The following is a 25,197-nucleotide window of genomic DNA, read 5'->3' as shown; positions in this document are numbered from 1 at the left end:
GCGGGGTTCAGCCGGCGTCGCGGTAACTTACGGCTTTCGTGTCGTGCCCCGGCGCCGTTTTCTGGCGGCGCAGGATCAGCCGGTTCAGCGCGTTCACATAGGCGCGGGCCGAAGCGACCACCGTGTCCATGTCGGCGGCATGACCCGTGGCGATCTTGCCATCCTCTTCCAGACGCACGGTGACGGTGGCCTGCGCGTCGGTGCCTTCGGTGATGGCCTGCACCTGATACAGCGCGAGGCGGGCCGAATGCGGCACCAGCATGTTCACCGCATTGAAAGCCGCGTCCACCGGGCCGTCGCCCGTGGCGTCCGCCGTCTTGTCCTCGCCGTTCACGGTCAGGGTCAGTTCGGCCTCTTTCGGGCCGTCGGTGCCGCAGATCACGCGCAGCCGCTTGATGTGCAGCGCGTCCTGGTCCGAGGTGGTGCCCGTGTCCTGCATCAGCGCCAGCAGATCCTCGTCGTAGATCTCCTTCTTGCTGTCGGCGAGGGCCTTGAACCGCACGAAGATGTCGGCCAGCTGGTTGTCCGCGACCTCGAACCCCAGATCCTTCAGCTTGGACCGCAGGGCGGCACGGCCCGAATGCTTGCCCATCACCAGCGACGTTTCCGTCAGGCCCACATCGGCCGGGCGCATGATCTCGAACGTTTCGGCGTTCTTCAGCATGCCGTCCTGGTGGATGCCCGATTCATGGGCGAAGGCGTTCTTGCCGACGATGGCCTTGTTAAACTGGACGGGGAAGCCCGACACGGTGGCGACCTTGCGGCTGATCGCCGTCAGCTTCGTGCTGTCCACGCCGGTGCGGAAGGGCATGATGTCGTTGCGGACCTTCAGGGCCATCACGACCTCTTCCAGTGCGGTGTTGCCGGCGCGTTCACCGAGGCCGTTGATCGTGCATTCGACCTGGCGCGCGCCCGCCTCCACCGCGGCGAGGGAGTTCGCCGTCGCCATACCCAGATCGTTGTGGCAATGGGTGGCGAAGATGATGTCGTCGGCGCCCGGCACCCGTTCCAGCAGCATGCGGATCAACTCGGCGCTTTCGCGCGGCGCGGTATAGCCCACGGTGTCGGGAATGTTGATCGTGGTGGCGCCCGCCTTGATCGCGATCTCCACCACCCGGCACAGATAGTCGTGTTCGGTCCGCGTGGCGTCCATGGGCGACCACTGAATGTTGTCGCACAGGTTGCGCGCATGGGTCACGGTGTCGTGGATGCGCTGGGCCATCTGGTCCTTGTCCAGGTTCGGGATGGCGCGGTGCAGGGGCGAGGTGCCGATGAAGGTGTGGATGCGCGGCTGGGCGGCGTGCTTCACGGCGTCCCAGCAGCGGTCGATGTCCTTGAAGTTCGCGCGCGACAGTCCGCAGATGACGGAGTTGCGGCTGTTCTTGGCGATGGCCGACACCGCCTCGAAATCACCTTCCGAGGCGATGGGGAACCCGGCCTCGATGATGTCCACGCCCATTTCGTCCAGCATCTGGGCGATGTCCAGCTTCTCGGCATGGGTCATGGTGGCGCCGGGGGACTGTTCGCCGTCGCGCAGGGTGGTGTCGAAAATGAATACTTTGTCTTGCATGGTCTTCTTCCTTCGTTCGCGTGTGCCGGGCGCTGGTCACCTCTGAGCGGTCGCGCCCGAGGGCACGCTCAGAGGAGCGTAAGAAGAAGGAGACCGCGGGAGCAGCCGGGGGCGAAGCCCCTGTGTGTGATATGTTGGTCCCGTACCATGAACGGGACTATAAGCGTGCAAGAACGGGTGGCAACCGCAAATAAGCGGCAGGTTTTCTGCCCTATAGCCACTTTTTGCGGCGGAACCACAGGTAGGGCAGCCCCGCCGACAGCACCATCACGCCCAGCGCCAGCGGATAACCATAGCGCCAGTCCAGTTCGGGCATGTTGTGGAAGTTCATGCCGTAGACGGTGCCCACCAGCGTGGGCGGCAGGAACAGGGCAGTGGCGACCGACAGGACCTTGATGATCTTGTTCTGCTCCACCCCGATCAGGCCGATGGTGGCCGAATGCAGGAAGGTCAGTTCCTGCTCCACCTGCGATTCATAGGCCGAAAGGGATTTCAGATCCCGCTCGATCGCCTTCAGGCGCTTGTCCCCTTTGGCGGAGAGGCGGGCGAGTTGCGGCAGCACTTCCCCTTCGGTCCGCGCCGCCTTGCCCGAGGTGGCGTCGCGCAGGAAGGGCAGCAGCCGGTCCAGCGACAGCAGGCTTTCGCGCAAGATCGACAAGGCGCGGTTCTGGCGGCCCAGCTTCTGCAGCAGCTTCTTCAGGTCCTGTTCCTGCGGGCCTTTGCCTTCCTCGAAGAACACTGTGTCCGAAATGGCCGTCAACTCGCCCGAGACCTGTTCCAGCACATCGGCGATGCGTTCCACGAAGGCTTCAAGGATCGTCGCCATCAGGCGCGGGGCCGAGTCGGATTCGGCCGGATGCCGGGCCACGCGGGCGGCGATGGTGCGCAGCGGCACCGGATTGGCATAGCGCACGGTGATCAGCACATGCGGCAGCAGGACCAGCGTCAGTTGCGCGCGCCGCGGACGACCGGTGTCCATCCCCTCGATCACGACGATGGTCATCACCATCGCCGTCCCGTCAATGTAAAGCCGCGAGGAATCCTCGATCTCCACCATCTCGGCCAGGGTGGGAACGGCGACACCGACCCGCTCCTCGATCAGCCGTTCTTCCCAGCGGGTGGGGTTGCACAGGTCGACCCACAGCACGCCGTCCAGCGTCTCGGGCGGGCCCTCGACGCTGCACAGCGCGCCGTTCGACAGGATGTGGTGTTCGATCATGCCGTCAGGCTTGCCCGCACTCCGTCCGGCGGGCAAGCCGATTTCGTCACGCCCCGGGCGTGATGCGCACGATGGTGGAGGGGCCGCCCCGTTCTTCCGTCACGGCATAGATCGCGCCGTCGGGGCCGACCTTCACGTCGCGCACGCGGGCGTTCACGGGGAGGTGCTCCTCATGCGTGACGCGGTCGCCGTCCATGTGCAGGACGACCACGGCCTTTGTGACCAGACCGCCCACCAGGATGGCCCCGTCCAGCGAAGGGAACATCTCGCCATCATAGAAAGCCATGCCCGACGGCGCGATCACCGGATCCCAGTAATACAAGGGCTGCTGCGTGTCGGCGCGCTGGGTGATGCCTTCGCCCACGGGGCCGCCGGAATATTCGATGCCATAGGTCACCTCGGGCCAGCCATAGTTCTTGCCGGCCTCGGGGCGGTTCAGCTCGTCCCCGCCCTTGGGGCCATGCTCGATCATCCAGAACCGACCGTCCGCGTCCATCGCGGCTGACTGGGTGTTGCGGTGGCCGAGACTCCAGATCTCGGGCTGCGCCCCGTCCTGGCCGAGGAAGGGATTGCCCTCGGCCGGGGCGCCGTCGGTCGTGATGCGAATGACCTTGCCGAAGTGGCTGTTCAGCTCCTGCGCCTGCACGCGGGGTTCGGGGTCTGACCGTTCGCCGACCGTCAGCCAGATCACGTCGTCCGGGCCCACCACGATGCGCGATCCGAAATGCTTGTCGCCGTCATAGGTGGGCCGCTGGCTGAAGATGGTCTGCACATCCTCCAGCCGGGCGCCTTCGGCGTCCTCCACCAGCCGGGCCTTGGCCAATGCCGTGCCGTTCCCATCCTCGCGCGGTTCGGAGAACGAGAAGAAGATCGTGCCGTTCTCGGCGAAGTCGTTGCCCAGCGCCACGTCCAGAAGGCCGCCCTGGCCTTCGTTCACCACCTCGGGCACGCCGCTGATCGCGGGGCTGGCGGTGCCATCGTCGAGGATGTGCATGTCGCCGCCCTTGGCCGTCACCAGCATCCGGCCGTCCGGAAGGAACTCCATCGCCCACAGGTGGGGCAGATCCTCGGCCACCGTTTCCATTCGCACGGCAGTCGCCTGCGGCGGCTGCGGTGCGCGGGTCTGGCCGTCGAAGGCCGGGGTCTGGTTGGGGGCATTGGGGGCCGCCGTCTGAACCGGAGGCCGCGCCTCTTGGGCAAGGGCGGGCAGGGTCAGAAACAGGGCGGCGGTGGTGACCAGCAGGCGTTGCATCGGAATCCTCCCAAGGTTTCGCGGGCAACGCCGTGCCGAACCTTGCGTTCCCCGCGCGGATTGTCGCAGGGAACGCGGGACGCGGGATCACTGGGCGGGGGGCTGCCCGTCGTTCCAGACGCCGCTGACCGTCTGGCCGTTGGCATAGGTCATCGTGCCCTGACCGTCCGGCTGGTTCGCCGCGAACAGGCCGTCATACCGGTCGCCCGTGGGATAGGTGAGGGTGCCTTGGCCGTCGAACTGCCCCGCGTTCCAGTTGCCCTGATAGTGATAGCCATCCGGACGCTTCAACTCGCCCGTGCCGTCCCGCTCACCCGCCACGAAATCGCCGGTATAGACGGTGCCGTCGGGGAAGGTGGCCGTGCCCTTGCCGTCCCGCTCCCCCGCCTTCCAGGCGCCCTCGTAGCGGTAGCCGTCGGCGCGGGTCAGCGTGCCTGTCCCGTCATAGCGGCCGGCCGCGAACCCGCCCTCATAGATTGTGCCGTCGGCCTGCGTGATCTTGCCCTGACCGTCCATCGCGCCTTCGGCCCAGCCGCCTTCGTAGCGGCTGCCATCGGCATAGACCATCGTGCCTTGGCCCTGCGGCTGGCCGCCGACGAAAGCGCCTTCATAGACGGATCCATCGGAATAGGTGGCCTTGCCCGCGCCTTCGGTGACGCCGGCCTTCCAGTCGCCTTGATAGCGGTACTTGTCCGGGCGGGTCAGGGTGCCGCGGCCTTCGCGCTGGTCCTGCACGAAGCCGCCCTCGTAGACCTCTCCGCTGGCATAGACGGCGCGGCCCTGACCTTCGCGCTTGCCGTTCACGAAGCGCCCTTCATAGGTGTCGCCGTTCGGCTGGGTCAGCTTGCCGCTGCCCTCGATCCGGCCCTCCACCCAGTCGCCTTCGTATTTCATGCCGTCCTTCGTGGTCAGCGTGCCGCGGCCCGCGGGAACCCCCGCCGCCAGCGCCCCCTGATAGGTGGAGCCGTTGGCATAGGTGATGCTGCCCTCGCCGGATTTCTGACCGGCGTCCCACGCGCCTTCGTAGACGTAGCCGTCGGCCGTCTCGATCCGGCCCTGGCCCTGCGGCTGGCCGTTCTGGAACCCGCCGGTGTAACGGGTGCCGTCGGCATAGACCGCCGTGCCCTGACCGCTGCGCTGGCCGCCTTCCCAGTCCCCTTCATAGGTGGAACCGTCGGCGAAGGTGATCTTGCCCTTGCCCTGCGGGCGGCCGTCGGCAAACTGCCCTTCATAGACCGATCCGTTGGGATAGCGCGCGGTGCCCGCGCCCTGGATCGTGCCCTGGTCCCAGTTGCCGGTGTATTCGTAGCCGTTGGGCATCCGGTAGGTGCCCTGGCCCTGCTGCAGCCCGTTCTCGAACGTGCCTTCATAGACGGAGCCGTCGTCATACTGCTTCGTCCGCACGTCCTGCGCCAGCGCCGGGGCGGCGAGCGCCAGCGCCACCGCCGTTCCGATCCAGAGATGTCTCGCCATGGCCTACTCCCGTCCAGTTGGACAAACCTTAGGGAAATGATCAGCTTGCCGCAACCCGTGCCCGCGGCGGCGCCCGTGCGATCGCTCTGGACCGGCGGGGCGGGTCCGCCTATAAGCGGCGGCATGAAAACCACATGCCCCATACGTCGAATTACCGGCCCGGCGAGCTGACCGCCAGCGGCCCGCCGGGAGGACCCTGCACGGCATTTCCCCTGCCACGACGATATGAGGACACGCTCCATGAGCGATGACACCGCACCCGACTACCGCGACACCGTGTTCCTGCCGGAAACCGACTTTCCCATGCGCGGCGGCCTTCCGCAGCGCGAACCCGAATGGCTGGCCCGTTGGGACACGATCGGCATCTACGACCGGCTGCGCGAAAAGGCCGATCTTCAGAAGGGGGGCCGCACGCCCTTCACACTGCACGACGGCCCCCCCTATGCCAACGGGCACCTGCACATCGGCCACGCGCTGAACAAGACGATCAAGGACATGATCGTGCGGTCGCACCAGATGATGGGCTTCGACGCGCGCTATGTGCCCGGCTGGGACTGCCACGGCCTTCCCATCGAATGGAAGATCGAGGAGCAGTACCGCGCCAAGGGCCTGAACAAGGACGACGTGGACATCGTGGCCTTCCGCCAGGAATGCCGCGCCTTTGCCAAGGGCTGGGTCGACATCCAGCGCGAGGAGTTCAAGCGTCTGGGCGTCACGGGCAACTGGGCCGATCCCTACCTGACCATGGACTTCCACGCCGAAGCCGTGATCGCCGACGAGTTCATGAAGTTCCTGATGAACGGCACCCTTTATCAGGGGTCCAAGCCCGTGATGTGGTCGCCGGTCGAAAAGACCGCGCTGGCCGAGGCGGAGGTCGAATACCACGACCACACCAGCCATACGGTCTGGGTGCGGTTCCAGGTGGCAAGCCTCGGGAATGCGCGGGGCGCCTCCACCGATCCGGCAGCGGACCTCGCCGACGCTTCCGTCGTGATCTGGACCACCACGCCCTGGACCATCCCGCAGAACCGTGCCGTCGCCTACAATCCGACGATCTCCTACGGTCTTTACCGCGTCGCGGCGACGGAGGAGAAGCCGGGCGAGTTGATCCTGCTGGCCGACAGCCTTGCCGACGCCGTCATGGCACAGGCGAAGGTTGCGGAGTTCGAACGCCTGCGCGATGTTGCGGCGTCCGAACTGGAAGGCGTGATCCTGTCCCACCCCTATCGCGGGATCGAGGGCGGGAATGCCGAGTGGGACTACGGCGTGCCCATGCTGCCCGGTGACCACGTCACGGACGAGGCGGGAACGGGCTTCGTGCACACCGCGCCCTCCCACGGCGACGACGACTATCAGGTCGGGCTGAAGTTCGGCCTGCCGATGACCTACAACGTCGAACCCGACGGCTCCTACCGCGCGGACCTGCCGCTGTTCGGCGGCCAGCACATCATCCTGCCCGACGGCAAGGAAGGCCCGGCCAACGTGTCGAACATCAAGGCGCTGGCGGGTGCCGGGGCGCTGTTCGCCAAGGGGAAGGTCAAGCACTCCTACCCGCATTCGTGGCGGTCGAAGGCGCCGCTGATCTTCCGCAACACGCCCCAATGGTTCGCGGGCATTGATCGGCCGCTGGACGACGGCAAGGGCGAATACGGCGACACGATCCGCAAGCGGGCGCTGGCGTCGATCGAGCGGTTGGTGAAGTTCACGCCCGTATCGGGACAGAACCGCCTGCGGTCCATGATGGAAGCGCGGCCCGACTGGGTGCTGTCGCGCCAACGGGCCTGGGGCGTGCCGCTGACCTGCTTCGTGAAGAAGGGCGCGAAACCCGACGACGCGGACTTCCTGCTGCGCGACGCGGACGTGAACGCGAAGATCGTCGCGGCGTTTGAGGCCGAGGGCGCCGATGTTTGGTATCGCCCCGACTTCAAGGCCGAGGTTCTGGGCGACCGGGCCGAGCAGTACGACCAGATCTTCGACGTTCTGGACGTGTGGTTCGATTCCGGCTCCACCCACGCCTTTGTGCTGCGGGACCGGCCGGACGGCACGGCGGACGGCATCGCCGACGTCTATCTGGAAGGCACCGACCAGCATCGCGGCTGGTTCCATTCGTCCATGCTGCAGGCCTGCGGCACGATGGGCCGCGCGCCCTATCGCAATGTGGTGACCCACGGCTTCACTCTGGACGAAAAGGGCATGAAGATGTCCAAGTCGCTGGGCAACACCGTGGTGCCGGAAAAGATCGTGCAGGAATACGGCGCGGACATCCTGCGCCTGTGGGTGGCGCAGGCCGACTACACCGCCGACCAGCGCATCGGGAAAGAGATCCTGAAGGGCACCGCCGACGGTTACCGCCGGTTGCGCAACACGCTGCGCTTCCTTCTGGGCGCCCTCCACGGGTGGGAGGAGGCCGAGCGCGTCGCCCCCGCCGACATGCCGGAGCTGGAGCGCTGGGTCCTGCACCGCATGGCGGAACTGGACGCCGAGGTGCGGGCCGGCTACGCCGCCTTCGACTTCCAGGGCGTGTTCCAACGGCTCTTCACCTTCTGCACCACGGACCTGTCGGCCTTCTACTTCGACGTCCGCAAGGACGCGCTCTATTGCGACGCGGCGGACAGCCTGCGTCGCCGCGCGGCGCGCACGGTGCTGGACCTGCTGTTCCACCGGCTGGTGACGTGGCTGGCCCCCATCCTCGTCTTCACGACCGAGGACGTGTGGCTGTCGCGCTTCCCGGGCGAAGGCTCCTCGGTCCACCTGCGCGACATGCCCGACACGCCGGCCGACTGGCTGGACGCGACGCTGGCCGCGAAATGGCAGGCGATCCGGGGCGCGCGCCGCGTCGTCACGGCCGCGCTGGAGGTGCAGCGCACCGCAAAGGTCATCGGCGCGAGCCTGGAGGCGGCCCCGGTGGTGCATGTGGCGGACGAGGCCCTGCGGCAGGCGCTGGGCACGGTCGACTTCGCCGAGATCTGCATCACCTCGGGCCTGACGCTGGCGGACGGGGGGGCGCCGTCGGACGCCTTTGCCCTGACGGACGTGCCCGGCGTGGCCGTGGTGTTCCACGAGGCGGAGGGCGAGAAATGCGCCCGCTGCTGGCAGATCCTGCCCGACGTGGGCACCCACGCGCATCCCGAAACCTGCGCGCGCTGCGACGCGGTTTTGGACTGACAAACCGGCCGGCATCATCGCCGGTCCGAAGCACCGGACCGGCGGAACGAACAAAAAAGGCGCCCCGCAGGGCGCCTTTTCTATGGATGACAGAAGGCGTTCTGCCACAGCGTCCGCCCGGCGCTGCCGGTGGACCTCAGCGCGTCCGCTGGGGAATGATCTGCTGCGCGATCCCCGCCAGAAGCAGGTAGACCGAGGTGACCACAAGCCCCCAATGCGCCCAGCTTTGCGGATCGAACGACACCCACGCGGCCCAGCCGGCGAAGATCGTCCAGGCGATGGCCATGGGCAGCGACACCGCCCGCCAGCGGGCCGTGCGGACCGGGTGGATGAACTTCAGGTTCGTGAACATCGTCGCGGTCAGCAGAAGCGAGATGACAAGGATCACCGTCTCGTTCGGGCGGATGGCGAAGAGGACCAGCACGACCATGTTCCAGCAGCCCGGAAAGCCCGCGAAGGAATAGTCCTTCGTCTTCATCCGCGTGTCGGCGAAATAGACGACGGACCCGTAGGTGATGGCGATGATGGTCAGCCAGCCTTCCCACCCGTCCAGCAGCCCCGACTGGAACAGCGCGAAGGCGGGGATGAACACGTAGGTCAGGTAGTCGATGATCAGGTCCATCAGGACCCCGTCATAGGAGGGCCAGTTCTTTTCCACCTGATAGCGGCGGGCCAGCGGGCCGTCGATCCCGTCCACGATCAGGGCCACCACCAGCCACAGGAACATGATCGCCCAATGCCCCTCCACCGCCGCCAGCATCGCCAGCATGGAAAGCACCGCGCCCGTGGCGGTCAGCAGGTGGACGGAAAGGGCTTTGAGGCGAGGAGTCATGACGCGCAGAATGACCTTTCGGGCCGGCAAGTGCAACGGGGGTCAGGCACGGGGGTGGGCGCGGGCGTAGATGTCCATCAGCCGGGCCGTATCGACGCCGGTATAGGTCTGGGTGGTCGACAGCGAAGCGTGGCCCAGCAGCGTCTGGATCGTGCGCAGGTCGCCCCCCCGCGCCAGCAGATGCGTGGCGAAGGAATGGCGGAAGGCGTGCGGCGTGGCCGAGGCGGGCAGGCCCAGACGCGCCCGCGCCCGCGCCACCACCGTGTCGATGATCCCGGCGTTCAGCCGGCCGCCCCGCGCGCCGCGGAACAGGGGCCCGGCCGTAAGCTCGTAGGGGCACAAGCGGGCGTAATGCTCCACCGCCTCGCGCGCGACGGGCAGGGTGGGGATCAGGCGTTCCTTGCCACCCTTGCCGCGGATGCGCAGCGTGTCGGGCATCGGCAGCATGTCGCAATCCAGCCCGATCGCCTCGGAGATGCGGAGCCCGCAGCCGTAAAGCAGCGTCACGACGGCCTGATCGCGGGCCGCGATCCATTCCTCGGGATGGATGGCCACCTCGGTCAGCATCTCGCGCGCCGCATCTTCGGGCAGGGGGCGGGGCAGGGTGCGGCGATAGCGGGGGCTGCGGGCCGACAGGACGGCCGTGGCGTCGCCGCCCTCCCGCTCGCTCAGCCAGCCGGTGAAGGTCTTGACGGCCGACAGCCGGCGCGCCAGCGAGCGGGATCCCACGCCCGCCGCCCGTTCCGACGCCATCCAGGACCGCAGGTCGCCCTGGTCGGCCGCGATCAGGACGGACAGGCCATATCCTTCGCCGCGGTGGCGGGCCATGAAGTCCAGCCAGCGCGTCACGTCCAGCGCATAGGCCTTGACCGTCGCGGGCGACCGACCATCAAGGCTGGACAGATGCGACAGCCAGCGTTCCAGCGCGTCGCGCGCGGCGGGGGGGATGGCCAGGCTCATGACAGCCAGCGGCGCATCACCCGCTCGAACACGCCGTTCAGGAAAAACAGAAGGTCCGTGCCGTGGCTGGCGCGGAACTGGTCGGGATCGGTGGCGCCCAGGGCCAGCATCCCCGGCAGCCGTCCGGGGCCGAGGTCCAGCATCATCAGCGCCTCGGACCGGACCCAGCGGGTGCGGTCGCCCCAGATCGTTTCCGTCCCCCCCGACGCGGCGCGCAGGATCACGGGGCCGCCGCGCCCGGCATAGGCCGCGATGAAGCCCGCAGGCACGGTGCAGAGCACACCTTCGAAGCGTTCCAGCGCGGGGTCCTGCTCCTCCTCGGCGGTTTCCAGAACAAGGCGCAGGCTGTCCACACGCAGGGTGTCGCGGATGGGGCCGTCCAGCGCCTCCAGCAGGGCGGGGAAAGTTGGCGGGTCCAGAAGGGCCAGGATCGCGCGGTGCACCTGCGCGGTGCCGGACACGTTTTCATAGGCCGCGGCAATCACGTGGCGGTGCGTGTCCTCCAGCGCATCGAGCTTGGTTTCCAGCCGGTCCATCGCGGCGCCCCGCAGGTCGACCACGTTCGGCCCGCGCCGCACGTCGCCCGCCTGGATCAGGGCGCGCATCACGTCGGCATCCTCCAGCACCAGTTCGGGTTGCGACAGGATCCTGTCGCGCCAGTCCGTGGGCCCGTCTTTGGGTTGCATCCTGCTCTCGTCCGTCGTGTTTCGGGGCAGTATATAGAGAGGTCGCCCCCGCACAACGGGCCTTGGCCCGATATGGACACCGCGCGGCTTTCATGAGACAGGTCGCCCCGCAATCGGAGAACAGCCATGACCGTCGTCACCCGCTTCGCCCCTTCCCCCACCGGCTTCATCCACGTGGGCAACCTGCGCACCGCGCTGATGAACTGGATGATCGCCCGCAAGCAGGGTGGCCAGTTCATCCTGCGGCTGGACGACACCGATCAGGAACGGTCGAAGCAGGAATACGTGGACGCGCTGAAGGAAGACCTCGAATGGCTGGGCCTGACCTGGGACCGCGAGGAACGCCAGTCCGCCCGGCTGGAGCGGTACGCCGAGGCCGCCGAGGACCTGCGCACCAAGGGCAAGTTCTACGAATGCTTCGAGTCCCCGACCGAGCTGGACCTGAAGCGCAAGAAGCAGCTGAACATGGGCAAGCCGCCGGTCTACGACCGCGCCGCCCTGAAGCTGACCGAGGACGAGAAGACCAGGCTGCGCGCCGAACGCGGCGGCTACTGGCGGTTCGAGCTGGAGCAGGAGCGGATCGAATGGACGGACGGCATCCTCGGCCCGATCTCCATCGACGCAGCGTCGGTGTCGGACCCGGTGCTGATCCGGCAGGACGGGCAGGTGCTTTATACCTTCGCGTCGTCGGTCGATGATATCGACATGGGCGTGACCTTCATCGTGCGGGGTGCGGATCACGTGACGAACACCGCGACGCAGATCCAGATCATGGAAGCGATGGGCGGCACGCCCCCCGGCTTCGCCCACCACTCGCTGTTGACCGGCCCGCAAGGCGAGGCGCTGTCTAAGCGTCTGGGCGTTCTGTCCCTGCGCGACCTGCGCGCGCAAGGGGTGGAGCCGATGGCCCTGCTGTCGATGATGGCACGCCTTGGGTCGTCCAAGCCGATCGAGGTGATGCGCAGCCATGAGGAGCTGATCGAAGGCTTTGACATCGAAAGCTTCGGCGCGGCCCCCACGAAGTTCGACCAGGCCGACCTGTTTCCGCTGACCAAGACCTGGGTGCAGGGCCTGCCCTTCGCGGATGTGCAGGACCGGATCGTGGCCCTTGGCGTGCCCGAGGCGCTGCGCGAACCCTTCTGGAACGTGGCCAAGGACAACATCACCGTCCTGAACGACCTCTCCGGTTGGTGGGACCTGTTCCGCGACGGGGCGGAGCCCGACATTGCGGCCGAGGATGCCGATTTCGTGGCCGAGGCGCTGACCCTTCTGCCCCCCGGCCCCTACACCCGCGACAGCTGGGGCGAATGGACGGCAAAGGTGAAGGAGGCCACTGGCCGCAAGGGCAAGGGGCTGTTCATGCCGCTGCGAAAGGCCCTGACGGGGCAGGCGCACGGGCCCGACATGGCCGACGTGATGCCGCTGCTGCAGCGGATCCGCGCGAAGGAATAAGAAAAAGGCGCCCGAAGGCGCCTTTTTCATGTCCGGGACAGGAGCGATTGCGGTCGCGCCCGGAACAGGCTTTGCGCGATCAGCGCGGCAAGGCCTGCCTTGATCAGGTCGCCCGGCAGGAAGACCGCCATGCCGGCCGCGATGGTGGGCAGCGCCGTCGATTGGGTGGCGTGCAGCCACAGGCCCACGATCCCGAACGGATAGAGCACGAGGATGCAGCCCACGGCCGCCGCCACCAGCGCCACCGGGGCGACGGAGGCGCGCCAGCGTTCCATGATCAGCCCGGTGACGAAGGCCGCCACGGGCCAGCCCCAGATGAAGCCCGCTGTGGGGCCGACAAAGGGTGCCAGGCCGCCACGCCCGCCCGACAGGATCGGCAGGCCCATCGCCGCCACCGCCATGTAGAGAAGAACGGCCAGCGCCCCGCGCTTCGCGCCCAGCACGATGCCGCACAGCATCACGCCCAGCGACTGCGCCGTGATCGGCACGCCCATCGGCAAATGGATCTGCGGCACGGTGCTGAGCACGGCGCACAAGGCCGCGAACAGGGCGATCAGGGTGATGTTGCGTTCCAAGGGGACCTCACGAAAGTTCACGTCCTTATGACATGCCTCCGCGCGCCCGCAAAGCCTCTGCCACGCGGTCCGCATCGTCGAGCGTGCCAAGAAGGACCGGCGGCACCACGCGCCATCCGGCCCGGCGCGCCGAGCGGGCCCGCCAGGCGTCCCGCGCCGCCAGATGGCGTGCGGCCATGACCGGGACGAAACGGATCATCAGCGCGATGGCCAGCGCCAGCGCCTTGGGCGGCAGAAGGTGGGACAGCGGACGCGCCACCTTGGTGATCAGCGCGATCATCGCGTCCAGCCGCGTCGTCATGGTCACGAGGTTCGCGGCCCCCATGGCCACCGCGATGCGCAGGACCATGACCGCCCCGGCCTCGGGCGCGCGCAGGATCAGGTGCCAGCCCATCAGCACCACCACCAGCGGCAGAAGCGGCCGCAGCATCGCCAGTCCGTGCCGAAGGAATCGCCCGCCACCGACAGTATAACACGCCAGAAGCGCCAAAAGCAGCAGCGCCAGCGGAAGGGGACCCGACACCGCCATGGCCACCGCCGTCAGGGCGATCAGGGCCAGCAGCTTCGGCCCCGGCGGGATCCGGTGCCACGGCGTCCGAATGGGGGAGGTGAGGGCGATCATTCCCGCCCCAGCCGCTCCATCTCGACCAGAAAGGGCGGCAGGACGGCGTCCGGTGGGCCATCGGCCACGATGCGCCCTTCTTCCAGCCACAGCACCCGGTCCGCGCCGTGGACGGAGGCCGGATCGTGAGTGATCGTCACCAGCCGCTGGGGCAGGGCCGCCAGCCGCCGTTGCAGCGCCATCCGGGTGGGCAGGTCCAGCGCGGCAAAGGGTTCGTCCAGCAGGATCGTCTTCGGCGCCATCAGCAGGACGGCCATCAGGCACAGATACTGCTTCTGCCCCTGCGACAGGCTCTGCACCGGGCGTTCGGCCCAGTCGGCCCGACCTTCGGCCTGCAACAGGGCGCGGACGGCGCCGGCCGGGTCGGGATGGTTCATCTGGCGCAGGCCGAAGCCCAGCTCCTCCTCTACCGTGGGGAAGATGATCTGGTGGTCGGGGGATTGGAAGAGGATGCCGATGGCGCCCAGCATGGCCCGGCGGTCGGCAGGATCGGCCCCTTCGACCTTGACGGTGCCCGTGGTGGGGGGCTGCAAACCCGCCAGCAGCCGCAGGAACGTGGTCTTGCCCGCGCCGTTGCGGCCAAGGATCGCGATGCGCCGTTCGCTCAGATGCAGCGTCATGGGTTGCAGCAGGGTCCGGCCCTGCAGGACCACGCCCGCCTGTTCAAGATGTATCCCATTCATTCCTGCCTGATGGCGCGTTTCAGGGCCCGGATCAAGTTAAGCGCGCGTTAACCCTTCATCGGCGACACCGGCGCATGGACATCGACATCCTTCGCCTGATCCGCTCGCGCCGCGTCGGCGCCGTGACCTTCCATCGGCTGATGGAGGAGCATGGATCGGCCCGCGCGGCGCTGGACGCGCTGCCCGGCATCGCTCGCGCGTCAGGTGTCGAAAAATACGAGGCCTGCCCTGAAGGCGTAGCCTGGGCTGAGGTGCGGAAGGGTGAGGCCGCCGGTGCGCGGCTGATCTGCTGGGGCGACGACGATTATCCCCTGTCGCTGGCGGGCATTGGGGACGCGCCGCCCGTCCTTTGGGCCAAGGGCGATACGGCGCTGCTGGCGCGGCCCATGGTGGCGCTGGTGGGCGCGCGCAACGCCTCCAGCCTTGGGCTGCGGATGGCGCGGAAGCTGGCCTTCTCCCTGGCCGAGGCGGGGCAGGTCGTCGTGTCGGGCCTTGCTCGCGGCATCGACACCGAGGCGCACGAGGCGGCGCTGCCCGCCACGGTGGCGGTGATGGCGGGCGGGATCGACGTGATCTATCCGACTGAGAACACCGCACTGGCAGCCCGGATCGCCGAACAGGGTTGCCTTCTGACGGAACAGCCGCCCGGAACGGAACCGCAGGCGCGGCATTTCCCGCTGCGCAACCGCATCGTGTCGGGCCTGGCCCATTCCGTCGTGGTGGTGGAGGCGGCGGCCCGGTCGGGCAGCCTGATCACCGCCCGCGACGCGCTGGATCAGGGGCGGGAGGTGTTCGCCGTGCCGGGCCATCCCTTCGACGCCCGCGCGGCCGGGTGCAACCAGCTGATCCGCGAAGGTGCGACCCTTCTGACGCAGGCCAGCGAACTTCTGGACGCGACGGGGCAGGCGGTCATCAATTTCGGCGCGCCGGTGCGCCGGCGGTCCCCCGCGCCGCCTGTTCCGAAGCCTGCGGCCCCGCCCGCCGAAGGGCTGGCGCAGCGCATCCTCGACCTCCTGGGCCCCTCGCCGCTGGCCGAGGATCAGCTGATCCGCGACCTTGGCATCAGCGCCGCGACGCTGGCCCCGGAGCTTCTGGCGCTGGAGCTGGAAGGGGCGGTCGAACGGCAGCCGGGCGGGCTGCTGATCCGCACGGCGCATTGACAACCGGGGGCGATCGCCCACATTAGGCCCGCTCTCGAAGGGAAACATGCATGGCTGTCGTCGTCGTCGAATCACCTGCCAAGGCCAAGACGATCAACAAATATCTGGGATCCGACTATACCGTTCTGGCCTCCTATGGTCATGTGCGGGACCTTCCGCCCAAGGACGGTTCGGTGGACACCGACCACGAATTCGCCATGCTGTGGGAGGTGGCGGCCGACAGCCGCAAGCACGTGAAGGCCATCGCCGACGCGCTGAAGACCGACGACACCCTGATCCTTGCGACTGACCCTGATCGCGAAGGGGAGGCGATCTCTTGGCACCTTCAGGAGGCGCTGGCCTCCAGCATCAAGAAGGGCAAGACGGTCCGCCGCGTGACCTTCAACGCCATCACCAAGGCCGCCGTGCTGGAGGCGATGGCCAACCCCCGCGATATCGACGCGCCGCTGGTGGAGGCCTATCTAGCCCGCCGCGCGCTCGACTACCTCGTGGGCTTCAACCTGTCCCCCGTCCTGTGGCGCAAGCTGCCGGGCGCGAAGTCGGCGGGCCGGGTGCAGTCCGTCTGCCTGCGCCTGATCGTGGAGCGGGAGATGGAGATCGAGGCCTTCCGTGCCCGGGAATACTGGTCGGTGAAGGCGCAGCTTGTCACCCCCCGTGGTGCGGAGTTCGAGGCGCGGCTGACCGTCCTTGGCGGCAAGAAGCTGGACCGTTACGACATCCCGACGGCGGAAGCGGCGGAACTGGCCGTGCAGGCCGTCACCTCCCGCGACCTGACGGTGCAGTCGGTGGAGGCGAAGCCCGCCTCGCGCAACCCGTCCGCGCCCTTCATGACTTCCACCCTCCAGCAGGAAGCGTCGCGCAAGTTCGGCATGGGCGCCAAGGCCTGCATGTCGGCGGCGCAGCGGCTCTATGAGGCTGGGCACATCACCTATATGCGGACTGACGGCATCGACATGGCGCCCGAAGCGGTGATGGCCGCGCGGGACGAGATCAAGCGGCGGTTCGGCGCGAACTACGTGCCTGACAGCCCCCGCATGTACAAGAACAAGGCCAAGAACGCGCAGGAAGCGCATGAATGCATCCGTCCGACGGATATGGCGGCTTCCCCCGACAGCCTGCGATTGGAAGCCGACCAGAAGAAGCTTTACGACCTGATCTGGAAGCGCACGCTGGCCAGCCAGATGGCCGCCGCGCGGCTGGAACGCACGACGGTCGACGTGGGCAGCGCTGACGGTCAGGTGGTGCTGCGCGCCACCGGGCAGGTCGTGATGTTCGACGGTTTCCTTGCCATCTACGAGGAAGGCCGCGACGACGAGGGCGAGGATGACGGCCGCCTGCCGCAGATCATGCAGGGCGAGCCCGCGAAGAAGCAGGGCGTGACGCCGGAACAGCACTTCACCCAGCCCCCGCCGCGCTACACCGAGGCGACGCTGGTGAAGCGCATGGAAGAACTCGGGATCGGGCGTCCGTCCACCTATGCCTCGGTGCTGACGACGATCCAGGACCGCGAATACGTCCGCAAGGACAAGAACCGCCTGTTCCCCGAGGATAAGGGCCGGTTGGTGACGGCGTTCCTGACCAACTACTTCAAGCGCTATGTCGAATATGACTTCACCGCGGATCTTGAGGCGGAGTTGGACGACGTGTCGGCCGGCGACCGCAACTACAAGGAGGTGCTGGCGCGCTTCTGGCGGGACTTCTCGGCCGCGATCGCGGAAACCGCCGATCTGCGCATCGGCGAGGTTCTGACGACCATCGACGATTTCCTCGCCCCGCACCTTTATCCGCCGCGCGCGGACGGATCCGACCCGCGCGTCTGTCCGACCTGTCATCAGGGGCGGCTGCACCTCAAGACCTCGCGCGGGGGCGGGGCGTTCATCGGTTGCGGCAACTATCCCGAATGCCGCTACACGCGTCCCATCTCGGGCGCGGAAGAAGAGGGTGGGTCGGAACGCATTCTGGGCGAGGACCCGGAGGGCGTGCCGGTCTGGCTGAAGACGGGTCGGTTCGGCCCCTATGTCCAGAAGGGCGAGGCGACCGAGGAGGTGCCCAAACCCCCGCGCGCCAGCTTGCCCAAGGGCTGGTCGCCTGCCGACATGGATCTGGAAAAGGCGCTGCGCCTATTGAACCTGCCGCGCCCCATCGGCCCGCACCCCGAGGATGGCGTGCTGGTGGAGGCGGGGATCGGCCGCTTCGGTCCCTATGTCAAGCACGGCACGAAATACGCCAACCTCCCCGAGGTGGACGAGGTGTTCGAGATCGGGATGAACCGCGCGGTGGAGGTTCTGGCCTCCAAGGTCGTGCGCGGGCAGCGGGCGGCGGCGGAGCCACTGAAAGTGCTGGGCGACCATCCCGACGGCGGCGAGATGAGCGTGATGGCCGGACGCTACGGGCCCTACGTGAAGTGGGGTAAGGTGTTCGCGACCCTGCCGAAGGAGATGGAGCCCGAAACCGTCACCTTCGAGGATGCGCTGGTTCTGGTGAACGAAAAGGCGGCCAAGGGCGGCAAGAAGAAGGCGACCCCGAAGAAGGCAGCGGCCAAGAAACCCGCCGCCAAGGCGACTGACAAGCCCGCGGCGAAGAAGACCGCCGCGAAGAAGCCTGCGGCCAAGAAGGCCCCTGTCAAGAAAGCCACCAAGGCGAAAGAGGATGCGGCGGAGTGACGGCGGGTGATGTCGCCACAGGGCGCATCATTCCGCTCTTCATCCTGAGCGTCGTCACGGCGTTCCGGGTGTTCGATCTTCTGGTCGGCTGAGGGGCCGGCGGTCAGACCGGAACCGGGTTCGCGCTGAACGGCGGGCCCGCGCGTGCGATATCTCTGCTGGTTGTCTGTTTTCCTGTTGCGAACCGGCGGGACGCAGTGGACACGCATCCTGCGCGCCCGCCGGTCAACCGCGAGGGTTCAAGAGCCGCGCCATGATGTCTTGGGGCCGGATGGTGCCGATGGCCGCACCGTTTTCGGTCACCGTCAGGGCGGTGGCGCCGTCGCGCAAGATCTCCATCACCGTCTTCACGGGGGTTTCGGCTTCCACGCTGCGGGGGCCGGCGGCGGCCCCGGCGTTCATGACATCGCGCGCCTTCAGGACCGACAGCGGGTTCATGTGCGCCACGAAATCGGCCACATAGTCCGAGGCGGGGCTGGCGATGATCTCGCGCGCCGTGCCGCATTGCACGATGCGTCCCCCGTCCATCAGGGCGATGCGGTTTCCGATCTTGAACGCCTCGTCCAGATCGTGGCTGACGAAGATGATCGTGCGCTTCAACTTGGCTTGCAGGTCCAGAAGCTCGTCCTGCAGGCGGTTGCGGATGAGGGGGTCGAGCGCCGAGAACGGCTCGTCCATCAGAAGGATCGGCGCTTCGGTGACAAAGGCGCGGGCGAGGCCCACGCGCTGCTGCATCCCGCCCGACAGTTCGGCCACCTTGCGGTCCGCCCATTGGGTCAGGCCCACCAGCGCCAGCTGTTCGTCCACCCGGCGACGGCGTTCGGGGGCCGGCACGCCCGCCAGTTCCAGCCCCAGCCCCACGTTTTCCCGCACCGACCGCCAGGGCAGCAGGCCGAAGCCCTGGAACACCATGGCGATGCGCGACCGGCGCAGCCGGCGCAATTCCGCCTCGGACGCGCGGGTGACGGACACCATGCGGTCGCCGTCGCTGATCTTCACCTCGCCTCGCAGGACGGGGTTCAGCCCGTTCACCCCCCGCAGCAGCGTGGACTTGCCCGATCCGGACAGCCCCATGAGGACGAGGATTTCCCCCTCCTGCACCGTCAGCGAACAGTCGTGCACGCCCAAGATCTGGCCCGTTTCCTCCTGCACCTCGGTTCGGGTGCGGTTCTGGTCCATCAGGGGCAGGGCGCGGTGCGGATCGTCCCCGAACACGATGGAGACCTTGTCGAAAATCACGGCGGTCATGCGCGGGTCACCTTCAGCATGCGGTCAAGGATGATCGCCACGACGACGATGATGATGCCGGATTCAAAGCCCAGCGCCGTGTTCACGGTGTTCAGCGCCCGCACCACCGGCACGCCCAGCCCGTTGGCCCCTACCAGCGCCGCGATGACGACCATGGACAGCGACAGCATGATCGCCTGTGTCAGGCCAGCCATGATCTGGGGCAGGGCCCAAGGAAGCTCCACCTTCAGCAGGCGCTGGCGCGGGGTGGCGCCGAAGCTTTCTGCCGCTTCCAGCAGGGCGGGCGGGGTCGATGCGATGCCCAGCGCCGTCAGCCGGATGGGCGCGGGCAGCACGAAGATCACAGTGGCCAGCAGGCCCGGCACCATGCCAAGGCCGAAGAACACGATGGCCGGGATCAGGTAGACAAAGGTCGGCAGCGTCTGCATCAGGTCCAGCAGCGGCGTGATCGCCTGCTGCAGGCGGGGCCGGTGGGCCGCCGCGATGCCGATGGGCACGCCGATCAGCATGGTCGTGGCGCAGGCGATGACGATCAGCGCAAGGCTTTCGGTCATCGGCTCCCAATACCCCTGGTTCAGGATGAACAGGAACCCGGCCAGGATCAGCAGGCAGACCTTCCAGTTGCGCTGCAACACCCAGGTCAGCGCCACGAACGCCGCGATCACGATCAGCGGGTGCACGCCCTGCAGCGCCAGAAGCACCCCGTCGATCAGCGTTTCCATCACCGAGGAGATCAGGCCGAAGACCGGTCCCCCATGCGCGTTCAGCCAGTCGAAGGCGTCCTTCGCCCAGCGCCCGACGGGTATCTTGTGATCTGTGAGCCAGTCTAGCATGCAGCTTCCTTGGTGGTGTCGCCGGGGGCCGGATCGGTCCGGCCCCCGTCCGGGATCAAAGGCCGAGCGCGGTTTTCACGGCCGGCAAGGCGGGCGCACCGTCCTGCGTGGTCACGCCCTCCAGCCACGGGTCCAGCGTTTCGGGATGCGCGCCCAGCCATTGCACCACCGCCTTGTCGGCCGTCATCCCCTCGTCCAGGATCAGGCCCATCATCTCGTTTTCCATGGGCAGCGTGAAGACCTGTTGCGACAGGAACTTCGCGGCGTTCGGGCAGTCGGCCGAAAAACCCTTGCGGGTGACGGTCTGCACCACGCCTTCGGTGCCGAAGAAGTCCTGCCCGCCTTGCAGGTAGGTCAGGTCGAAGCTGGCGTTCATCGGGTGGGGCGCCCAGCCCAGGAAGACGACCGGCTCCTGCCGCGGATAAAGGCGGGCGACCTGCGCCAGCATGCCCTGTTCGGACGACTGCACGATCTCCCACCCCTCCAGCACCTGCCCGGGCGCGGTCAGGGACAGAAGGTATTCGTTCGCCTCGTTCCCTGGCTCGATGCCATAGATCGTGCGGTTCAGCTCGTCCGCGAAACGGGGCAGCGTGTCATAGGAGGTGAGGCCCCTGTCGGCCAGATAGCTGGGCACCGCGAGGGTGTATTGTGTGCCCGAAAGGTTGGTCGCCAGCACCTCGATGGTCCCTGCGTCCAGATAGGGCTGGATCGCCGATTGCTGCGACGGCATCCAGTTGCCGAGGAAGACGTCGATGTCGCCCTTCGCCAGCGAGGCGAAGGTCACGGGAACGCCCAGCACGTCCACGTCCATCTCGTATCCCATCGCCTCGAGGATCTGGCGGGTCAGGGCGGTGGTCGCGGTGATGTCGGTCCAGCCCACGTCGGACATGGAGATCGTGCGGCATTCGCTTTGCGCGAGCGCCGGGCTGGCGATCGCGAGCGTCAGCGCTGCGGCAAGAAGGGTCGGTTTCATGGAAGTCTCCCCGTTATTGTTGTTGATTGACGGATCAATTAAGATGCCCGCAGGCCCCGGGGGCCGATGGAAAGGGACCGCGATGCCACGGATCGGGATGGAGCCTGTGCGCCGGGCCGCGCTTATCAAGGCAACGCTGGAAGAAATCGGCGCAAAGGGCACGCTGGAGGTGACGGTGGCGAAGATCGCGCGCCGCGCGGGCGTGTCGGCGGCGCTGGCGCATCACTATTTCGGCGGGAAGGAAGCGCTGTTCCTGGCCGCCATGCGGTCGGTTCTGGCGCATTACAGCGGCGACGTGCGGGCGGCCTTGCGCGATGTGCGCGACCCGCGGCAGCGCTTGTCCGGCATTCTGGAGGCGTCGTTCTCCGACACGAACTTCCGGCCCGGGATCATCGGCGTGTGGCTGAATTTCTACGTGCTGGCGCAGACCGTGCCGGACGCAAAGCGGCTGCTGACGACCTATCAGCGGCGTTTGCACTCGAACCTCGTGTCCTGCCTGCGTCCGCTGGCGGGGGACCGGGCACCGGCCATCGCGGCCAGCGCGGGCGCCCTGATAGATGGGGTCTATCTGCGTCATGCCTTGCGCGATGTCATCCCCGATCCGGCCGCCAGCGTCAACATGGTGTTTGTCCTGATCGAATCTGAAATCAAGGGAGAGGTTTGATGAAAGCCCAACCGCATGCCAGCCATTTCATCGGGGGGGAGTGGGTGGAGGACACCGCCGGCCGCCCCTTCGACGTGATCTTCCCTGCCACGGGCGAGGTGATCGCCCGCCTGCACGAGGCGACGCCCGCGATCATCGACCGCGCCTTGGCTTCCGCCAAGGCCGCGCAGGCGGGCTGGGCGGCGCTGCGGCCGGTGGAACGCGGCCGCGTCCTGCGCCGCGCGGCCGACCTGATCCGCGACCGCAACGCCGACCTTTCGGTGCTGGAGGTCTTGGACACCGGCAAGCCCATCCAGGAGACGGAGGTGGCCGACTGGCCGTCCGGCGCGGACGCGCTGGAATATTTCGGCGGGCTGGCCCCCACCGTGACCGGGGAAACCGTGCCGCTGGGAACGGATTTCGCCTATTCCCTGCGCGAACCCTTGGGCGTCTGCGTGGGCATCGGGGCGTGGAACTATCCCAGCCAGATCGCCTGCTGGAAGGCGGCACCGGCCCTCGCCATGGGCAACGCGATGGTGTTCAAGCCGTCCGAGGTGACGCCGCTGGGCGCGCTGCAACTGGCCGCCCTTCTGGTCGAGGCGGGGGCGCCGGCCGGCCTGTTCAACGTCGTGCAGGGCTTTGGCGATGTGGGTGCGCAGCTGGTGACTGATTCGCGCGTGGCGAAGGTGTCCCTCACCGGATCGGTTCCCACGGGTCGCAAGGTCTATGCGGCGGCGGCGGAGGGGATCCGGCATGTCACCATGGAACTGGGCGGCAAGTCCCCGCTGATCGTGTTCCCGGACGCCGACATCGATTCGGCGGTGGGGGCGGCGATGCTGGGGAACTTCTACTCCTCGGGCCAGATCTGTTCGAACGGCACGCGGGTCTTCGTGCACCACTCCATCAAGGAGGTGTTCCTGGACCGCCTGAAGGCGCGATCTGAGGCCATCGTGATGGGCGATCCGCTGGACCCCGCCACCCAGATGGGCCCGCTGGTCAGCGCCGCGCAGGCGGAAAAGGTCCGCGCCTATGTGGACAAGGCCGTGGCCGAAGGCGCGCGGCTGGTGACGGGCGGCGCGGGGCAGGGGATGTTCGTGCCCCCCACCGTCTTTGCCGACGTGACCGACACCATGACCCTGGCCTGCGAGGAGGTGTTCGGCCCCGTGATGGCCGTCCTCGATTTCGAGGAGGAGGACGAGGTGATCGCCCGCGCCAACGCGACGGAGTTCGGTCTGGCCGCCGGCGTCTTCACCGCCGACATCACCCGCGCGCACCGGGTCGTGGGGCGGCTTCAGGCCGGAACCTGCTGGATCAACGCCTACAACCTGACGCCGGTCGAATCGTCCTTCGGCGGGGTGAAGATGTCGGGCGTGGGGCGCGAGAACGGCAAGGCGGCGATCGAGCATTACACCCAGCTGAAGTCCGTCTACGTGGGCATGGGGCCGGTCGATGCGCCCTTCTGACTACGTCATCGTGGGCGCGGGCAGCGCGGGCTGCGCCCTAGCCTTCCGGCTGGCCGAGGCGGGCAAGACGGTCACCGTCATCGAACATGGCGGGTCGGACTGGGGCCCGTTTATCCAGATGCCGGGGGCGCTGTCCTTTCCCATGAACATGCCCCGCTACGACTGGGGCCTGAAATCCCAGCCGGAACCGCACCTGAACGGGCGGCAGCTGGTGACGCCGCGGGGCAAGGTGATCGGGGGGTCCTCCTCCATCAACGGGATGGTCTATGTGCGCGGACACGCGCGGGATTTCGACCATTGGGCGGATGCGGGGGCGGAGGGTTGGTCCTTTGCCGACGTGCTGCCCTATTTCCGGCGGATGGAGACGTGGCACGGCCCCAACCCCGACGGCGGCGACTGGCGCGGTGACAGCGGCCCCCTGCACATCACCCGCGGTCCGCGTCGCAATCCCCTCTTCAACGCCTTCATCGCGGCGGGGGAGGAGGCGGGCTATCCCCTGACGCAGGATTACAACGGCAAGCAGCAGGAAGGCTTCGGCCCGATGGAGGCGACGATCTGGAAGGGCCGTCGCTGGTCCGCCGCCAACGCCTATCTGCGCCCGGCCCTGCGCACCGGCCGCGTGATCCTGCTGCGCGCCTTTGCCCAGCGTGTGATTCTGGACGGCACCCGCGCCGTGGGGGTGGAGGTGCGGCGCAAGGGCCGCGTGCAGGTGGTCCGGGCGGGGCGGGAGGTCGTTCTGGCCGCGTCCTCCCTCAACACGCCGAAGCTGCTGATGCTGTCGGGCATCGGCGAAGGCGGGCATCTGGCGCGGCACGGCATCCCCGTTGTCGCCGACCGGCCGGGCGTGGGGGCCAACCTGCAGGACCATCTTGAGGTTTACATGCAGTTCGCCGCGTTGCAGCCGAACACGCTGTTCCGCTACTGGAACCTGCCCGGCAAGGTGCGGGTCGGGCTGCAGTGGATCTCGCTTCACACCGGGCTGGGCGCCTCCAACCAGTTCGAGGCGTGCGGCTTCATCCGGTCGCGCGCGGGGGTGGAATACCCGGACATCCAGTATCATTTCCTGCCGCTGGCCGTACGCTATGACGGAAAGGCTGCGGCGGAAGGTCACGGATTCCAGGTGCATGTGGGACCGATGCGGTCGAAATCCCGGGGGCGGGTGACGCTGGCATCGTCCGATCCCGCCGCCGATCCGGAAATCCGCTTCAACTACATGTCCCATCCCGACGACTGGGCGGAGTTCCGCGCCTGCATCCGGCTGACGCGCGAGGTGTTCGCCCAAAAGGCGATGGCGCCGCATGTGAAGCATGAGATCCAGCCCGGCGCGGCCGTGCAGAGCGATGCCGAGATCGACGCCTTCATCCGCGAACACGCGGAAAGTGCCTATCACCCTTGCGGAACGGCGCGGATGGGGGCCGCCGACGATCCCTTGGCGGTGGTGGACCCCGAAGGCCGGGTCATCGGGACCGGAGGGTTGCGGGTGGCCGACAGCTCCGTCTTCCCGCGCATCACCAACGGGAATCTCAATGGCCCGTCCATCATGGTGGGGGAGAAGATGGCCGACCACATCCTGGGCCGCCGCCTGCCGCCCGTGGCCGCGGACCCCTGGATGCACCCCGCTTGGGAGGTGCGGCAACGGTGACCTCAATTTTCAGTGTGCAAAGTCTTGCCGTTGCATTAGCTTTGCATCGTCACGGCCCTAAGTAACCGTGTCACGGAGAAGGG

General features: G+C 67.6%; 20 protein-coding genes. 7 read left to right on the top strand and 13 right to left on the bottom strand.

Going from position 1 to position 25,197, the window contains the following annotated elements:
• Positions 1–7: 7 nt before the first annotated feature.
• The 4 genes from PIJ50_RS00840 to PIJ50_RS00825 form a co-directional block, all read right to left on the bottom strand.
• On the bottom strand, positions 8–1,570 hold the full coding sequence (locus PIJ50_RS00840) for a 2-isopropylmalate synthase (RefSeq protein WP_271971853.1): 1,563 nt from the start codon (positions 1,568–1,570) through the stop codon (positions 8–10).
• Positions 1,571–1,781: 211 nt separating this feature from the next.
• On the bottom strand, positions 1,782–2,789 hold the full coding sequence (locus PIJ50_RS00835; protein WP_271971852.1) for a magnesium transporter CorA family protein: 1,008 nt from the start codon (positions 2,787–2,789) through the stop codon (positions 1,782–1,784).
• 46 nt (positions 2,790–2,835) lie between these two features.
• On the bottom strand, positions 2,836–4,041 hold the full coding sequence (locus PIJ50_RS00830) for a PQQ-dependent sugar dehydrogenase (RefSeq protein ID WP_271971850.1): 1,206 nt from the start codon (positions 4,039–4,041) through the stop codon (positions 2,836–2,838).
• 87 nt (positions 4,042–4,128) lie between these two features.
• Positions 4,129–5,514: an MORN repeat-containing protein gene (locus PIJ50_RS00825; RefSeq protein WP_271971848.1), complete on the bottom strand. Its 1,386-nt coding sequence runs from the start codon at positions 5,512–5,514 to the stop codon at positions 4,129–4,131.
• Between the two features lie 240 nt (positions 5,515–5,754).
• Between PIJ50_RS00825 and ileS the strand changes: the two genes are divergently transcribed.
• Entirely contained in the window at positions 5,755–8,679 is a 2,925-nt protein-coding gene (ileS, locus tag PIJ50_RS00820; RefSeq protein WP_271971847.1) for an isoleucine--tRNA ligase, read from the top strand.
• Between the two features lie 136 nt (positions 8,680–8,815).
• On the opposite strand, the gene PIJ50_RS00815 is transcribed toward ileS, so the two are convergent.
• Genes PIJ50_RS00815 through PIJ50_RS00805 form a run of 3 tightly spaced genes read right to left on the bottom strand, consistent with a single transcriptional unit; the run spans position 8,816 to position 11,157 of the window.
• On the bottom strand, positions 8,816–9,511 hold the full coding sequence (locus PIJ50_RS00815) for a CDP-alcohol phosphatidyltransferase family protein (protein ID WP_271971845.1): 696 nt from the start codon (positions 9,509–9,511) through the stop codon (positions 8,816–8,818).
• A gap of 42 nt (positions 9,512–9,553) precedes the next feature.
• Positions 9,554–10,471, bottom strand: coding sequence for a tyrosine recombinase XerC (locus PIJ50_RS00810; RefSeq protein ID WP_271971843.1), 918 nt, complete (start codon positions 10,469–10,471; stop codon positions 9,554–9,556).
• Positions 10,468–11,157, bottom strand: coding sequence for a DUF484 family protein (locus PIJ50_RS00805; protein WP_271971842.1), 690 nt, complete (start codon positions 11,155–11,157; stop codon positions 10,468–10,470). Before PIJ50_RS00805 ends, PIJ50_RS00810 begins: the two co-directional genes overlap by 4 nt.
• Positions 11,158–11,283: 126 nt before the next feature.
• Between PIJ50_RS00805 and gltX the strand changes: the two genes are divergently transcribed.
• Positions 11,284–12,609, top strand: coding sequence for a glutamate--tRNA ligase (gene gltX / locus PIJ50_RS00800; protein ID WP_271971841.1), 1,326 nt, complete (start codon positions 11,284–11,286; stop codon positions 12,607–12,609).
• A gap of 26 nt (positions 12,610–12,635) precedes the next feature.
• Here gltX and PIJ50_RS00795 read toward each other — a convergent pair whose 3' ends face one another.
• From PIJ50_RS00795 to PIJ50_RS00785, 3 genes are read right to left on the bottom strand one after another with little or no spacing between them, the layout of a single operon-like run.
• On the bottom strand, positions 12,636–13,184 hold the full coding sequence (locus tag PIJ50_RS00795) for a biotin transporter BioY (RefSeq protein WP_271972914.1): 549 nt from the start codon (positions 13,182–13,184) through the stop codon (positions 12,636–12,638).
• A gap of 25 nt (positions 13,185–13,209) precedes the next feature.
• The gene (locus PIJ50_RS00790; RefSeq protein ID WP_271971839.1) at positions 13,210–13,806 is read right to left on the bottom strand and encodes a CbiQ family ECF transporter T component; all 597 of its coding nucleotides are present in this window, start codon (positions 13,804–13,806) and stop codon (positions 13,210–13,212) included.
• Positions 13,803–14,489 carry an energy-coupling factor ABC transporter ATP-binding protein gene (locus PIJ50_RS00785; protein ID WP_271971837.1) on the bottom strand — a complete coding sequence of 229 codons (687 nt, stop codon included), beginning with the start codon at positions 14,487–14,489 and terminating at the stop codon, positions 13,803–13,805. The genes PIJ50_RS00790 and PIJ50_RS00785 overlap by 4 nt, the downstream gene beginning before the upstream one ends.
• A gap of 74 nt (positions 14,490–14,563) precedes the next feature.
• Between PIJ50_RS00785 and dprA the strand changes: the two genes are divergently transcribed.
• Positions 14,564–15,649 (top strand): DNA-processing protein DprA, encoded by a 1,086-nt coding sequence (dprA, locus tag PIJ50_RS00780; RefSeq protein ID WP_271971835.1) that lies wholly within the window; start codon positions 14,564–14,566, stop codon positions 15,647–15,649.
• Positions 15,650–15,699: 50 nt separating this feature from the next.
• A complete protein-coding gene (gene topA / locus PIJ50_RS00775) occupies positions 15,700–18,312 on the top strand; it encodes a type I DNA topoisomerase (protein ID WP_271971833.1) in 2,613 nt (870 codons plus the stop codon).
• Between the two features lie 225 nt (positions 18,313–18,537).
• On the opposite strand, the gene choV is transcribed toward topA, so the two are convergent.
• From choV to choX, 3 genes are read right to left on the bottom strand one after another with little or no spacing between them, the layout of a single operon-like run.
• Positions 18,538–19,560, bottom strand: a complete 1,023-nt coding sequence (choV, locus tag PIJ50_RS00770; protein ID WP_271971831.1) for a choline ABC transporter ATP-binding protein — start codon at positions 19,558–19,560, stop codon at positions 18,538–18,540.
• Positions 19,557–20,393: a choline ABC transporter permease subunit gene (gene choW, locus PIJ50_RS00765; RefSeq protein ID WP_271971830.1), complete on the bottom strand. Its 837-nt coding sequence runs from the start codon at positions 20,391–20,393 to the stop codon at positions 19,557–19,559. The genes choV and choW overlap by 4 nt, the downstream gene beginning before the upstream one ends.
• A 55-nt stretch (positions 20,394–20,448) precedes the next feature.
• Positions 20,449–21,366, bottom strand: a complete 918-nt coding sequence (choX, locus tag PIJ50_RS00760; protein WP_271971829.1) for a choline ABC transporter substrate-binding protein — start codon at positions 21,364–21,366, stop codon at positions 20,449–20,451.
• An 82-nt stretch (positions 21,367–21,448) separates the two neighbouring features.
• Here choX and betI point away from each other — a divergent pair, with 82 nt between their 5' ends.
• From betI to betA, 3 genes are read left to right on the top strand one after another with little or no spacing between them, the layout of a single operon-like run.
• Complete coding sequence (gene betI / locus PIJ50_RS00755) at positions 21,449–22,030, top strand: choline-binding transcriptional repressor BetI (protein WP_271971828.1); 582 nt, start codon at positions 21,449–21,451, stop codon at positions 22,028–22,030.
• The gene (betB, locus tag PIJ50_RS00750; protein WP_271971827.1) at positions 22,030–23,472 is read left to right on the top strand and encodes a betaine-aldehyde dehydrogenase; all 1,443 of its coding nucleotides are present in this window, start codon (positions 22,030–22,032) and stop codon (positions 23,470–23,472) included. The genes betI and betB overlap by 1 nt, the downstream gene beginning before the upstream one ends.
• Complete coding sequence (betA, locus tag PIJ50_RS00745; protein WP_271971826.1) at positions 23,459–25,114, top strand: choline dehydrogenase; 1,656 nt, start codon at positions 23,459–23,461, stop codon at positions 25,112–25,114. Before betB ends, betA begins: the two co-directional genes overlap by 14 nt.
• The last annotated feature ends 83 nt before the right edge of the window (positions 25,115–25,197 follow it).

The sequence above is a fragment of the Falsirhodobacter sp. 20TX0035 genome, assembly GCF_028307215.1.
Taxonomy (GTDB): domain Bacteria; phylum Pseudomonadota; class Alphaproteobacteria; order Rhodobacterales; family Rhodobacteraceae; genus Falsirhodobacter.
This window is presented reverse-complemented; position numbering and strand designations above follow the sequence as displayed.